The following is a 14084-nucleotide window of genomic DNA, read 5'->3' as shown; positions in this document are numbered from 1 at the left end:
AGGCGAGATCGTACAGCCGCACCCGCTGTTCCGCAGCCGTTCACCGCCGCAGCACGGGCCGGAAACCGGCCGCCTCCACGATCGTCCCGGGCCGAGAACCGCGGCCCCGCCCGAAGCACCCACCCGCAGCACCCGCAGCACCCACCTGAAGCACCCGCAGCACCCACCCGAAAGGCACCTCCCGTGCAGCACAAGCGCACCATCGCCGGCATCGCCCTCGCCGCCGCAGCGATCGTCACCCTCGCCGGATGCTCGGCCACGAGCTCGGCCAGCACGACGAAGGACGACACGAACTGGAAGACCGCCACGAGCGCCGAGGCCTCCGGTGGCATGGACGCCCTCGTGAAGGCCGCGAAGGCCGAGGGCCAGCTCAACGTCATCGCGCTGCCGCCGTCGTGGGCCAACTACGGCAAGATCATCGACGGTTTCACGAAGAAGTACGACATCAAGGTCAACTCCGCGAACCCGAACGGCTCCAGCGCCGACGAGGTCGCCGCGGTGAAGTCGCAGAAGGGGCAGTCCACCGCTCCCGACGTGCTCGACCTCGGCAACGCCGTGCTGCAGGAGAACCTCGACCTGCTGACGGACTACAAGGTCGCGAACTGGAGCGACATCCCGGACACGCTCAAGGAGCAGGACGGCGCCTGGACCCGCGACTACACGGGCCTGATGTCGATCGGCTACGACTCGTCGAAGATCACGGACGCCCCGAAGGACCTGACGGACCTGCTCGGCTCCGAGTACAAGGGCAAGGTCTCCATCGCGGGCGACCCGACGCAGGCGAACCAGGCCGCATCGGCCGTGTACCTGGCCGCCCTCGAGAACGGCGGCTCGGCCGACGACATCACCAAGGGCGTCGACTACTTCGGCAAGCTGAAGCAGGCCGGCAACTTCCAGAACGTGCTGCCCACGCAGGCCACGGTCGCCTCGGGTGAGACCCCCGTGGTCATCCAGTGGTCGTACAACAACCTCGCGTGGGGCCCCGCAGCGGGTGCGAGCGGCAACAAGAACTGGAAGACCGTTGTGCCCGAGGGTCAGGCGCTCGGTTCGTACTACTCGCAGGCCATCAACAAGGACGCCCCGCACCCTGCCGCAGCGCGCCTGTGGCAGGAGTACATCGCGAGCCCCGAGGCGCAGAACCTGTACCTGCAGGCCGGTGCGTTCCCGTCGACCCTCGCCGCCCTGGAGGAGTCCGGCAAGGTCGACCAGGACGCCCTCGACGCCGCCGGTGGTGCGCCGAAGGACTACGTCGAGCTGACCGACGCGCAGGTGGCAGACGCCGCGAAGGTGCTGTCGGCCAAGTGGTCCTCGACCATGGGGTCCTGACCAGCATGACCACCGCATCGGCGGGCGCGCCCGCGCCAGCGGCGAGCGCACCGGCGACGAGCGCGACGAGCCCCGTGCTCCCGCCGTCCGCACGAGCGTCCGCCGATGCCGTCCGTCACGGCGCCGGGCCCCGTGTCCGGCGCCGTGTCGGCCTGGCCTGGCTCGGCCTCACCCCGTTCGCCGCGTACGTCCTGCTCTTCCTCGCCGTCCCCGCGGTGATCGCGGTCGGCAGCGGGTTCTTCACCGACGACGGCGCGTTCACCCTCGCGAACCTCGCAGCGTTCGCCGAGCCCTCCGTCCTGCGGGCCTTCGGCGGCTCGTTCGGCCTGTCCGCCGTGTCCGCCGTGATCGGCGCCGTCATCGGAGCGCTCGTCTGCTGGGCGCTGTCGGCACTGCGGCCCGACGGGCTCGTCCGGTCGATGATCGACTCGGCCGCGAGCGTCCTCGCCCAGTTCGGCGGCGTCATGCTCGCGTTCGCGTTCATCGCCACGATCGGCGTGCAGGGCCTCGTCACGACGTGGCTGGTGTCCCTCGTCGGCGTCGACCGCAACGCGACCGGCGCCTTCCTCTACACGGTGCCCGGTCTCGTGATCCCCTACGTCTACTTCCAGGTGCCGCTGATGGTCCTCACGTTCATGCCCGCGCTCGAGGGCGTGAAGACGCAGTGGGGCGAGGCCGCCGCCACCCTCGGCGCCTCCCGTGCCACGTACTGGCGCCGGATCGCCCTGCCCGTGCTCGCACCGGCGTTCTGGGGCTCGTTGCTCCTGCTCTTCGCGAACGGCTTCTCGTCGTTCGCCACCGCCGCGGCACTCATCTCGCAGGGCGGCATCGTGCCGCTCACGATCCGCACGCAGCTCACCAGCGAAACGCTCATCGGTCTGCAGAACGTCGCCGGCGTGCTCGCCTTCGGCATGGTCGTCGTGATGGCGGTCGTGATGGGCGCGTACTCGTTGCTGCAGCGCCGGGCCGCAAGGTGGCAGCGATGAGCGCGGCAACGCCGGTGGGGCCGTCGCGTCCGACGTCGGTCGCGTCCGGTCGGACGGGAGGCCCGCCCCGCGTCGGCCGCTTCGGCACGGCCCCGTCACGGGGCACCGCCACGGCCGTGCTCACGGTCGTCGGGATCGTCTTCGCCGTCCCGCTGGCCGCGCTGGTGCAGTTCACCTTCCGCCAGGGCACCGACGACGGTCTGACCGTCGCGCACTGGGCGGCCATCGTCGACCCGGTCAACGCGTTCACCTACCAGCCGGTGTTCGACGGCCTCGGGGCATCGCTGCTCATCGCGGTCATCACCGTCGGCATCGTGCTGTTCGTCCTGCTGCCCGCCCAGATCATCACGGCGTTGCGCTACCCGAGGCTCCGCCGCGTGCTCGAGTTCGTCTGCATCGTCCCGATCACGGTCCCCGTGGTGGTGCTCGTCGTCGGCTTCATCCCCGTGTACCAGGTGGTCTCGCGAGTCTTCGGGTCCGGTGCCTGGACCCTGGCCTTCGCGATCGGCATCGTCACGCTGCCGTTCGCGTTCCGCCCGATCGCCGCCGCCATCACCGCGACGGACCTGACGGTGCTGTCCGAGGCCGCCCGGTCGCTCGGCGCCTCGTGGTGGACGGTCACCTGGCGGGTGCTCCTGCCGAACCTCCGCCGGGGCATCACCGCCGCGTGCTTCCTCACCATCACGGTGGTCCTCGGCGAGTACACGCTCGCCGCGTTCCTGTCCCGCACCACCTTCCAGACCGCCCTCGTGCTCGTGCAGCAGACCGACCCGTACGTCGCCGCGATCTTCTCGGTCGCGGCCCTCGTGTTCGGCTTCGTCCTGCTCGTCGTCATCGGCCGCATCGGGACGGGCCGTCGTGCCGGCCGCGCCCGCACCGTCCGCACCACCCGCGTCAAGGAGTCCGCATGACCGTCACCGCACCGGCAGCCCCGGCGTCCCTCGCCTCCACCGGCGCCGTCGTCGAGCTCGAAGCCGTCGAGAAGCACTACGGCACGCACCGGGCCCTGGCCGGACTCTCGCTCCGCGTCGAACCGGGCGAGTTCGTGTCCCTGCTCGGCCCGTCGGGCTGCGGCAAGACGACGGCGCTCCGAGCGCTCGCCGGCCTCGAGGCCATCGACGCCGGCGCCATCCGCATCGACGGCCAGGACGTCGCCGCCACCCCGGTGAACAAGCGCGACATCGGGATGGTGTTCCAGCAGTACTCGTTGTTCCCGCACATGACGGTGCGGCAGAACGTCGCGTTCGGCCTCGAGATGCGCCGTGTCCCCGCCGCCGAGCGCAGGAGCCGCGTCGTCGAGGCACTCGACATGGTGCACCTGGGCGAGTTCGCCGAGCGCTACCCGCACCAGCTGTCGGGTGGCCAGCAGCAGCGCGTCGCCCTCGCCCGGGCCCTGGTCACGCGGCCCCGCGTCCTCCTGCTCGACGAGCCGCTCTCCGCCCTCGACGCCAAGGTGCGCGTCTCGCTCCGTGAGGAGATCCGCCGCATCCAGAGCGACCTCGGCATCACCACGGTGTTCGTCACCCACGACCAGGAAGAGGCGCTCGCCGTCTCCGACCGCATCGCCGTGATGAACGCCGGCGACATCGAGCAGATCGGCACGCCGGAGGAGCTCTACCGCTCCCCGTCGTCGGCGTTCACGGCGGACTTCGTCGGCCAGTCCAACCGGCTGCAGGGCGACCTGCGCGGCGGCGACGTGTTCGTGTACGGGTTCCGCGTGCCCGCGCTCGACGCCTCGGTCGCCGACGGCCCGGTGCTCGCCTACGTCCGACCGGAGGACGTCGCCTTCGCCCCGGAGGGCATCACCGGCACCGTCGTGTCGTCGAGCTTCCTCGGCTCGATCCGCCGCACCACGGTCCGGCTCGACGACGACACCGTCGTGATCGTGCAGCACGAGGTCGGCGACCGTCGCGCCGCCGGCGAGTCCGTCGCCGTCCGCCTGCTCGGCGCCCCCGTGGCGGTCGCCCCGCTCGCCTGACCGGCGAAGCGACAGTCCTCGCCGGGCCGGGCCCGTTCCCTCCGCGAAAGCGACAGTTTCCCGCGGAAGGTCGGCGGCACACTGTCGCTTTCGCGGGGTGGGCGCGACCACGGGCGGACTGGAGGCGCGGGGCGGGGCCGCCCCGCGCCTCCAGGCCGGTGGGGTCAGCGCTGGAAGCGCGCCTCGCGCTCGTCGGACAGGGCGGCCGCGACGCGGGCACGCATGTTCGCGGGCATGTCGGGCAGGTCGTCGAGCCGGGCCCAGAACGCCTCGGTGTTCTCGCCGTCCGCGGGGTTCGGCGTGCCCGAGACGTACCGGCAGGCGAACACCAGGTCGAGGTACTGCGCCCGGTCGCCGTTCGGGTACGTCATCTCCGGCAGCACCTGCACCCACGCCAGCCGTTCAGCGACGGCGACGACGTCGGCCTCTTCCAGGACCTCGCGCTCGGCGGCGACGGCGGGTTCCTCGCCCGGGTCGACGATGCCGGTCACCGGGGTGAAGGCGCCGTTGTCCGCACGACGGACCACGAGCAGCTCCTGGTCGGCACCGGAACCCCGCGTGACCACGGCGGTGACGCCCGTCAACCACAGCGGATCGGTGCCGATCCTCGACCGGAGGGACAGGACGAAGTCGGGGGTGGGCATGTCCCCACGCTACCGATCCCGCCCTGTCGGAGACTGGTCATGACCAGTAGCATGGGCGTGTGGAGATCATCATCCTGCCCACGCCGGCTGAGGTCGGTCGCGTCGCCGCGGCCAAGATCGCGTCCGTCGTCGCCAAGAAGCCGTCCGCCGTCATCGGTCTCGCCACCGGATCCAGCCCGCAGGGCATCTACACCGACCTGCAGCGTCGGGTCGGTGCGGGCGAGATCTCGTTCGCCGAGGCTCGTGGGTTCGCCCTCGACGAGTACGTCGGCATCCCGCTCGAGCACCCGGAGTCGTACGCCAGCGTCATCGCGCGCGACGTCGTGGCGCCGCTCGGGTTCGACCCCTCGCGGGTGCGGGTGCCCGACGGTCGTGCCGACGACCTCGAGTTCGCGGCGAAGGAGTACGACGCCGCGATCCGTGCCGCCGGCGGGATCGACGTGCAGATCCTGGGGATCGGCGCGAACGGGCACATCGGGTTCAACGAGCCGACGTCCTCGTTCGCCTCGCGCACCCGGATCAAGACCCTGGCGCCGTCGACCCGTGACGCCAACGCGCGGTTCTTCGACTCGCCCGAGCAGGTCCCGACGCACTGCATGACGCAGGGGCTCGGCACCATCCTCGACGCCCAGCAGCTCGTCCTCGTCGCGCAGGGCTCCGCCAAGGCCGACGCGGTCGCCGCCGCGGTCGAGGGACCGCTCAGCTCGTTCGTCCCCGGATCGGCGCTGCAGCTGCACGAGCACGCGACGGTCGTCGTCGACGAGGAAGCCGCGGCCGGCCTGCAGCTCGCCGACTACTACCGCTACACGTACGCGAACAAGCCGGCGTGGCAGGTGTTCGAGTAGGACCGAGGATCAGCCGTCTGCACGCTGCCGGAACGCGATGTGCAGGCGGCTGAGGCCGTCGTCCAGGGTCTCGGCCGAGCACCCGAAGTTCAGCCGCGCGAAGCCCTGACCCTGGCGTCCGAACGCCGGGCCGGAGGCGAGCGCCACCTTCGCCTCGTCGACCAGCAGTGCCGCGGGGTCGTCGCCCCACGGCAGGGCGCGCAGGTCCAGCCACGCCAGGTAGGACGCCTGCGGCTGCCGGTACTCCGCCCCGGGCAGGACGTCACCGATCCGCTCGGCCAGGGTGCGGCGGTTCGCGGCGAGTTCGGTGAGTAGGGACGCGAGCCACGGCCCCCCTTCGCTGAACGCGGCGACGCTCGCGGTGTACCCGAGGATCCCGGTGCGCTCGACGACCTCGGTCGGTAGGGCGTCGAACCACGCACGGGCCCGCTCCGAGGCGCCGACGATCAACGCGCACTTCGTGCCCGCGAGGTTCCAGGCCTTGCTCGCGCTCGTCAACGAGACCCCGAGCGCGGCGGCCTCGGGGCACGACTCCAGGAACGGCGTGAAGACCGCGTCGGCATGCACGAGCGGCGCGTGGATCTCGTCCGAGACGACCACGGCGTCCCACTCGGCGGCGAGCTTCGCGAGTGCGACGAGCGACGAGCGGTCGTGCACCAGGCCGAGGGGGTTGTGCGGGTTGCAGAGCAGCACGGTACGCGCGCCGTCGGCGAACGCCTGCGCGAGGCCGTCCAGGTCCATCCGCCAACCGGCCGTGGTGTCGAACGGGTCCGCGGGGCCGTCGGGTGCGAGCAACGGGACCTCGGTCACGGTGCCGCCGGCCTCGGACACGTACTCCCAGAACGGCGGGTACACGGGCGGCATGATGACGACCTGGTCGCCGGGCTCGATGATCCGGCGGAGCATCTCCACCGCAGCGACCGACACGTCGGTGGTGGTGCGGACGAGGTCGGGGTCGACGCGCCAGGCCCACCGGCTCTCGGCGAAGTCCGCGAACGCCTCGGGCAGCGCACGACCGTGGCCGACGTACCCGGTGTCACCGTTGGTGACCGCGGCGACGAGGGCGTCGCGCACCGGCTCCGCGAGCATCGAGTCCATCTCGGCGACGAACATCGGCAGGACGTCCGGCGGGTACGCGGTGTACTTCTCGCTCGTACGGCTGCGGTGCGCATCGAACACGGAGACCATGACGCTCATGCGCCCATCCTGACAGTGCCCGCCGCCGCCCGGCAGGATGAACCCGTGGAACCCCGCTCGCGCACCGTGCTCCGGGCCGCCCGTGATGCGGTACTGGTGGTCGTCGGCAGCGTCGCGATCGGTCTGGTGATCGTGATCGCCGGACTGGGATGGCTCGACGACATGCCCTACCGGGGGCCCTCGACCGAAGCGGCCTACATCGCGGTCGCGGTGGCGGCGGTGGCCGTCTGCGGGTTCGGGGCGCTCGTCGGTCTCGCCGCGATCAGGGCGTCGGTCGGCTCGTCGGACGGAGCCCGGCGAGCAGGATCTCGACGTAGCGCTCCGGATCGCTGACCCGGGTGCCGCCGGCGACGGCCGCTTCGCGCAGCCCGCAGAGCAGCCGGCGGAGGTCGTCGGCGTCGACGTCGGTCCGGACGATCCCCTCGGTGCGTCCGCGGACGAGCAGCGCGTCGACGGACACCACCAGGTCGCCGGCGAGGGCTGCGGTGTCCGCGCAGGAGAACCCGCCGTTCGTCAGCAGGTCACCGAGGGCTGCGTCGTCCACCATGCTCCGGAACGCGGCCGTGACGACCCCGCGGAGCGCATCGGCTGCGTCCGGCAGCACGACGGCGTCGCGGACCTGGTCGAGCATGTCCTCGAGCGCGTCGATCGCGAGCGCTTCGAGCAGGTGCTGCTGGCTCGGGAAGTGCCGGTAGGCCGTCCCGACCCCCACTCCGGCCTCGTGCGCGACGGCGTTGAGCAGGGCCGGTTCGCCCCGGTCGACGAAGGTGCGGGCGACGTCGAGCAGTGCCGTCCGGTTGCGCTGGGCATCGGAGCGCAGCGCCTCGGGTCGGGCCATCGCGATCGTCATGTGGACACTCTATCCGGTTGTGCTAGCGTTCCGGATGAATCATCCGATTGGGTGCGCTGAACGAGCAGGAGACGACGATGGACAGCTTCGAGTGGGAACCGGCAGCGATGCCCGACCAGCACGGCAGGACCGTGGTGGTCACCGGCGCGACCGGTGGGCTCGGCCTCGTCGTCGCCACGACCCTCGCCTCGGCCGGCGCCCGCGTCGTCGCCGGGGTGCGCGACCTCGACAAGGCGGCTCGCGTCCTCCCCGTGGGATTCGACCTGGAGGCGCGGCTCGTCGACACCGCGTCCGTCGCGTCCGTCACGGCGTTCGCCCGGCAGCTCGCCGAGGACGGCATCGCCGTGGACGCCCTCGTCAACAACGCCGGTGCGACGATCGGCACGTTCGGGCGCACCGACGAAGGAATCGAGCGCACCTGGGCGACGAACGTCGTCGGGCCGGCCGTGCTCACCGAGGCGATGCTCCCGCTGCTCGGCGGGCCCTCTCCCCGCGTCGTGCTCGTCGGCTCGAACCTGTCGCAGCGCACCCGCCGCGTGCCTGGTCCGGGCGGGGTCGACGGTCCGGACGACTACTCGCAGTTCGGTGTGTACACCGACTCCAAGACCGCGGCCGCAGCGCTGAGCGTCGACCTCGGTGAACGACTCCGTGCTGCCGGTTCGGACATCCGGTCGGTGATCGCGCACCCCGGCATCGCGGCGACGGGGATGAACGACCAGGCGGAGACCCTGACACAGCGCCTCGGCGGCATGGTCGCACGCAGCTTGGCCCGGACCGCTGCGGACGGCGCTCGTTCGACCCTCTGGGCAGCCACTGCCCCGGACGTCACCGAGGGGGTGTTCGTCGGACCGGCGCTCCGTCGTGGTGACCGGCGGCTGCACGTCGTGCCGGTGCAGGGCCCGGCGGCGGACCCGGCGTTCCGCGCTCGCGTCCGGGCCTTCGTGGAGGGGCGACGTGAACAGCAGGAGAGGGCTCGGTGACGGATCGCGCGTCCCCCGTCCGAGGGGGCTAGCGTCGCCGACGTGAACCGTTCTCGCGTGCACCGTCGCCCGCTCGTCCGCCCGCTCCCGCTCGCCGCGGTGGCCACGATCGCCGCGCTGCTCGGGACGGGGGTCGTCGCCGCGCCGGCCGTCGCATCGCCGTCAGGGCAGGCAGCGCAGACGGGGCGGACTGTCTCCGATCCCGCCCGGTACGTCGACCCGTTCATCGGCACGAGCGGCGACGGCAACACCTGGCCCGGCGCGACCGCACCGTTCGGCATGCTCCAGTGGAGCCCCACCGGCACCGCGGGTGACCAGACCTCGACCCCGGTCGCGAACGGCTACTCGTACGACGTGAACCGGCTGCGCGGCTTCAGCCTGACGCACCTCAACGGCGCCGGCTGCGCACCGGGAGCCGCCGGTGACGTGCCGATCATGCCGGTCACGACCCCGATCACGACCTCGCCGTCGGCCGACAGCACCGACGCGGTCTACGCCGCCGGCTACTCGCACGACGACGAGTCCGCGAGCCCCGGGCGCTACGGCGTCGCGCTCGACAACGGTGTCCGCACCGACCTCGCCGTCACCACCCGGGCCGGGATCGGCGAGTTCGCGTTCCCCGCCGGGAAGGCCGCGAACCTGCTCTTCCGCACCTCGAACTCGATCAACGGCAGCGAGGCCGCGACCACCCGCGTCGACGCCCGGACCCGCACTGTGAGCGGCAGCGTCCTCACCGGCGGCTTCTGCAGCCGCCGGGCGAACGGCGGCGGGGCCACCAACCCCGACCGGCGCAGCTACTACCGGCTGTTCTTCACGGCCACCTTCGACAAGGCGTTCACGAGCACCGGCACCTGGCAGGACGGCACGGTCCGACCGGGAGGCACGTCCTCCTCCGGTGGGGAGGGCTACCTGACCGGCGCCGACCGTGCCGGACGCGGCTCGGGCGCGTGGATCGGGTTCGACGCGCGTCGCGGTGCGACGGTGCACGCGAAGATCGGCATCTCGTACGTGAGCGCCGCAGGAGCGATCGCGAACCGCGACGGCGAGGTGACCCAGCGCTCGACCGTCGCGAGTGTGGCGGCCGGCACACGGGCCTCCTGGAACCGCGAACTGTCGCGTCTGCGCGTCGGAGGCGGCACCGCGGACCGCACAACCCAGCTGTACACGTCCGTGTACCACGCGCTCATGCAGCCGAACACGCTGAACGACCGCGACGGCCGCTACCTGGGGCCGGACCAGCGGGTGCACCGCATGGACCGAGGGCACCGCGCCGTCTACGGCACGTACTCCGGGTGGGACCAGTACCGGGCGCAGATCCAACTGCTCGCACTGCTGCGGCCGGACGTCGCCGGGGACATGGCGCAGTCGATGCTGCGGTTCGCCCAGCAGAACGGTGGGGTGTGGGACCGCTGGCTCCACCTCGGGGCGCCGACGCACGTGATGACGGGTGACCCCTCGGCCGCGACCCTCGCCACCTGGTACGCGATGGGGGTCCGGAACTTCGACGTGCGAGCCGCCTACGCCTCGCTGAAGCACCAGGCGACCGTCGAGAACGCCGACGCCGAGAGTGACATCGGGTGCCCGGGCCAGTGCCTGGCGCAACGCCCGGCGCTCGACGAGTACCTGCAGCGCCAGTACGCCGCGAACGACGACTGCTCGTGCTGGGGCGGCGCTGCCGAGACGCTCGAGGACTCGATCTCCGACAGTGCGCTCGGGTACTGGGCGGGTTCCCTCGGGCTGCGCTCCGATGCCCGGATGTTCAGCGTTCGTGGCGAGTACTGGAAGAACACCTTCAACGCCGCCGTCGGGTACCAGGCCGCGCGGCAGGCCGACGGATCGTGGACGCCCGACTGGTCACCCTCGACCGGCACCGGGTTCGCGCAGGGGACGAGTGCGCAGTACACCTGGCTCGTGCCGCAGGACGTACAGGGGCTGTCGACGGCCCTGGGTGGCGACGACGCGGCGGTCGCGCGACTCGACGCGTTCTTCCACGACAGCACTGGTGCGTTCGCGGTGACCGGCGGCGACGCCACGAAGTTCGACCCGACCAACGAGCCGGACATCCACACGCCGTGGATGTACAACGCGCTCGGGAAGCCGTGGAAGACGCAGGAGACCGTGCGCCGGGTCGTCGACGACGCCTACACGACCGGGCCGAGCGGGCTGCCGGGCAACGACGACCTGGGCACGATGAGCGCCTGGTACGTCTTCGCGTCGATCGGGTTGTTCCCGCAGACGCCGGGGCGGGCGGAGATGCTCATCGGCAGCCCGACGTTCAGCACGGTCGACATCCGGCGGTCGAGCGGGGAGCGGATCATCGTCCGGTCCTCCGGCACCGCGCCGTACGTGCACGGTGCGCGGTTGGACGGGCGGACCCTCGAGAAGTCGTGGGTCCCGGCGTCCTTCGTCACCCGCGGCGGCACGCTGTCGCTCCGGGTCGGGGACACGGCGGACACGACGTGGGCGAGCGGTGCTCGGGGGCGCCCGATCGACCGGTGAACAGCGCTTGACACGTCGTACTCCAGTACTGATATGTTGACCCCGTCCGGAGGGCGGAAGGGGCAGCATGGGGGATCTGGTGGTCGACCTGTCGACGATGCAGGCGGTGTCACGAGGGGTCCTGCAGGCGGCTGGTGACTTCCGGCCGGAGCATGCGCTGTCCGGGGCCGACAGCGGCACGTTCGGGTCGGCGACGGTGGAGTCGGCATTCGTCCTGTCGGCCAGCGCCCTCGACGCGATGATCCGTTCGCTCGGCGACGACGCGGACACCCTGGGCGGGTACGTGACCACCGCTGCCGAAGCGGTCCTGCGCGCCGACGCCGACCTCGCCCGGCGGGTCCGGTGAGCGCCGACCCCACCGCCGGAGACCCGGACGGCATCCAACGCGTCGCCCGCCTGCACGACGAGCACGCGGATGCCGTCCGCGACGGAGCCCGTCACGTGCTCGTCGCGGCGGAGTCCGCGGCGGCCGGGTGGCAGGGCGCAGCACAGCAGCAGTTCCTCACGGTCGCAGCGACGGTGCCGGCGAGTGCGCACCGCGTCGCCGCACGGTTGGACGCCGCAGCGACGGCGCTCGCCGACTACGCGCGCGAGGTCCAGCAGATCCAGGACGAAGCCGCTCGCCTGCAGACGGCGCTCCGGAACACGGCCGACGACATCGCGGTGAACGAGCTGGCGGTCCGCGCCGCGACCCGGACGGCGGCCGGACCCGACGCGGTCGAGGCGGACGAGGTCCTCCTGCAGCAGGTGCAGAACAGCGGCGTCTGGCTCGCGGGGCTCGAAGCGCGGTTGTCGGCGCAGTGGGACGAGCTCGTCGCCCGACGCGCTGCCGCGGACCGTGCGGCGGCTTCTGCGCTCGACGACCGAGCGGTGCTCGGCGGCCTGGTCTCGGCTGCGGCCGCCCGGGCGATGAGCGACGGGCAGTTCACCACCTGGCTCGGCACCCTCGACCACGAGAGCATCGCGGCGCTGCGGGACGACCCGCGCATCGCCCGGCGTCTCGCAGGGCTCGACGCCACCGACGTCGCCGGCTGGTGGCGGGCGATGTCCGGCCCGGACGGAGCGCCGTCGGCAGCCCAGCGGGCGTTCGTCGTGGCGTTGCCCACGGTGATCGGGAACCTGAACGGCGTCGCGTACTGGGCACGAGCCCGGGCGAACACGACGGCCCTGGTCGACCGGCTCGCCCACGCGGAACGGCAGGTCGCGCACTGGCGGGAGCAGCTCGACGCCGCGAAGACCCCGGCCGGAGCTGCCGCCGCCCGAGCGGAGCTGTCCACGTGGTCGCGGCAGCGCGATGCCTACCGGAACATCCAGGACACCCTCGACACGACCCCGGTGTCGCTCGCGTCACTCGTCGACGACCGTCCACCACTCGCGCAGATCGTCGCCGGTGACCTCGACCGCGCCGCGCACGTCAGCGTCATCGTGCCGGGCATGAACACCGCGACGGACCAAGACGGCACGGTGCAGAACTACGGCAAGATCGCGATGGGGATGCGCGCTGAGCAGGTCCGCGTGTCCGGCGTCCGCGCCGGCGACATCGCCGTGGTGTCCTGGCTCGGCTACCACCCGCCGATGGCCGACGACCCGACGTTCGCGGCCGTCGTCGCGAACGGCCGCGCGCACGAGGGCGCCGACCGACTGGTGGCCGACCTCGACGGGTTCCATGCGGCACGCGCCGCCGCCGGACGCGACGCCGACCTGACCGTGCTGGGGCACTCCTACGGCACGAACGTGGCGACGATCGCGTTGACGAGGACCCACGCCGACCACGTGGTGCTGCTCGGCTCGGCCGGGGTCACGGACGTCGCACCGAAGGCTTCGGCGCTGCACGTGCCGCTGGGCGAGGTCTTCGCCAGCCAGGGTGCTGAGGACGGCTGGGCCGTCACCGGCCAGAACCTGTCGGGTCGGCGGGATCCGACCGAGTCCTCGTGGGACGCACACGAGTTCAGCTCGGAGACCCAGCGGGGCAGCGACGGCACGCTGCACGGGGTCACGCAGCACGGCCCCTACGTCGGCGGGAACGGTGACGGCCGGTACTCGTACTTCGACGACGGCACCACGGCCCAGCACAACAGCGCGCGGGCAGCGATGGGACTCGGCAGCACGATCCCTGAACAGGGCGGGCCTTTCGACCGCATGCGACAGCAGACGAAGGACGATTGGCTCATGTACGGCTGGCAGACAGGACTCACCGGTGACCCGAGGCTCTGAACGATGGGGCGGAGCCGTCGTGGCATCGATCGCCGTCACGATGCTGTTGGCCGGGTGCGCCGACGCCGCCCCGTACTCCCCGATGCAGAAGGACACGTCGATGAACGTCGAAGAATCCCATCAGGACGTCCTGGACGTCTTCGCTGCCGTCCGGTCGGTCGTCGGCGAGGACGGCTGGGGCGATGACGATCCCGCATGGTTCATCTGCGGTACAGGGAGCCACGAAGCGGCTCAGTACTCGTACTCGGCAACCCGTCGGCTGCCGCTGCCCGGTACGCCCGAGCAGGTCGCCCGGCGCGTCGTGACGGCGCTCGCCGCTGTCGGGTACGACGGCGCACGGGTGCAGCGCGACGCGACACTGTCGCCGGAGCGGACGGTCATCGGCTACCCGAACGGCTACCTCGGCGGTACTGCGAGCGACGGGTTCGCCGTCATGTTCCAGGTGTACGAGTCCCACGCCGACGTGTCCATCTACGGGCACTGCGTGCCGGGGAGGGCACCGAAGTTCGGCGAACCACTGAACCCACGCCCCACCGACCTGCCCTGACCGACGGGCCGGCAGGCC

At 71.9% G+C, this 14084-nt stretch carries 13 protein-coding genes; 10 read left to right on the top strand and 3 right to left on the bottom strand.

Annotated features, from left to right (window positions below; translation table 11 throughout):
• The first annotated feature begins 183 nt into the window (after positions 1–183).
• Genes EDF28_RS01135 through EDF28_RS01120 form a run of 4 tightly spaced genes read left to right on the top strand, consistent with a single transcriptional unit; the run spans position 184 to position 4290 of the window.
• Positions 184–1326: an ABC transporter substrate-binding protein gene (locus tag EDF28_RS01135; RefSeq protein WP_123936902.1), complete on the top strand. Its 1143-nt coding sequence runs from the start codon at positions 184–186 to the stop codon at positions 1324–1326.
• Between the two features lie 5 nt (positions 1327–1331).
• Positions 1332–2312, top strand: a complete 981-nt coding sequence (locus EDF28_RS01130; RefSeq protein WP_123936901.1) for an ABC transporter permease subunit — start codon at positions 1332–1334, stop codon at positions 2310–2312.
• Positions 2309–3223: an ABC transporter permease gene (locus EDF28_RS01125; RefSeq protein ID WP_123936900.1), complete on the top strand. Its 915-nt coding sequence runs from the start codon at positions 2309–2311 to the stop codon at positions 3221–3223. The genes EDF28_RS01130 and EDF28_RS01125 overlap by 4 nt, the downstream gene beginning before the upstream one ends.
• Entirely contained in the window at positions 3220–4290 is a 1071-nt protein-coding gene (locus EDF28_RS01120) for an ABC transporter ATP-binding protein (RefSeq protein WP_123936899.1), read from the top strand. Before EDF28_RS01125 ends, EDF28_RS01120 begins: the two co-directional genes overlap by 4 nt.
• Before the next feature lie 164 nt (positions 4291–4454).
• On the opposite strand, the gene EDF28_RS01115 is transcribed toward EDF28_RS01120, so the two are convergent.
• Entirely contained in the window at positions 4455–4934 is a 480-nt protein-coding gene (locus EDF28_RS01115) for an NUDIX domain-containing protein (protein WP_123936898.1), read from the bottom strand.
• Between the two features lie 59 nt (positions 4935–4993).
• On the opposite strand from EDF28_RS01115, the gene nagB reads away from it, so the two are divergent.
• Complete coding sequence (gene nagB / locus EDF28_RS01110) at positions 4994–5779, top strand: glucosamine-6-phosphate deaminase (RefSeq protein ID WP_111085323.1); 786 nt, start codon at positions 4994–4996, stop codon at positions 5777–5779.
• 9 nt (positions 5780–5788) lie between these two features.
• Here nagB and EDF28_RS01105 read toward each other — a convergent pair whose 3' ends face one another.
• On the bottom strand, positions 5789–6976 hold the full coding sequence (locus tag EDF28_RS01105; protein WP_123936897.1) for a MalY/PatB family protein: 1188 nt from the start codon (positions 6974–6976) through the stop codon (positions 5789–5791).
• A gap of 262 nt (positions 6977–7238) precedes the next feature.
• Positions 7239–7826: a TetR/AcrR family transcriptional regulator gene (locus EDF28_RS01100; protein WP_123936896.1), complete on the bottom strand. Its 588-nt coding sequence runs from the start codon at positions 7824–7826 to the stop codon at positions 7239–7241.
• Positions 7827–7903: 77 nt separating this feature from the next.
• Here EDF28_RS01100 and EDF28_RS01095 point away from each other — a divergent pair, with 77 nt between their 5' ends.
• The 5 genes from EDF28_RS01095 (at position 7904) to EDF28_RS01075 (ending at position 14066) form a co-directional block, all read left to right on the top strand.
• Positions 7904–8806 (top strand): SDR family NAD(P)-dependent oxidoreductase, encoded by a 903-nt coding sequence (locus EDF28_RS01095; protein ID WP_123936895.1) that lies wholly within the window; start codon positions 7904–7906, stop codon positions 8804–8806.
• Between the two features lie 42 nt (positions 8807–8848).
• Entirely contained in the window at positions 8849–11305 is a 2457-nt protein-coding gene (locus EDF28_RS01090; RefSeq protein WP_260154457.1) for a GH92 family glycosyl hydrolase, read from the top strand.
• A gap of 67 nt (positions 11306–11372) precedes the next feature.
• Positions 11373–11651: a hypothetical protein gene (locus EDF28_RS01085; protein ID WP_123936894.1), complete on the top strand. Its 279-nt coding sequence runs from the start codon at positions 11373–11375 to the stop codon at positions 11649–11651.
• Complete coding sequence (locus EDF28_RS01080) at positions 11648–13519, top strand: alpha/beta hydrolase (RefSeq protein ID WP_123936893.1); 1872 nt, start codon at positions 11648–11650, stop codon at positions 13517–13519. Before EDF28_RS01085 ends, EDF28_RS01080 begins: the two co-directional genes overlap by 4 nt.
• Positions 13503–14066 (top strand): hypothetical protein, encoded by a 564-nt coding sequence (locus EDF28_RS01075; RefSeq protein ID WP_260154456.1) that lies wholly within the window; start codon positions 13503–13505, stop codon positions 14064–14066. Before EDF28_RS01080 ends, EDF28_RS01075 begins: the two co-directional genes overlap by 17 nt.
• The last annotated feature ends 18 nt before the right edge of the window (positions 14067–14084 follow it).

This window comes from Curtobacterium sp. PhB137 (assembly GCF_003814955.1).
Classification (GTDB): Bacteria; Actinomycetota; Actinomycetes; order Actinomycetales; family Microbacteriaceae; genus Curtobacterium.
Note: the sequence above shows the minus strand (reverse complement) of the source record. Positions and strands in the feature narration are given on the sequence as shown.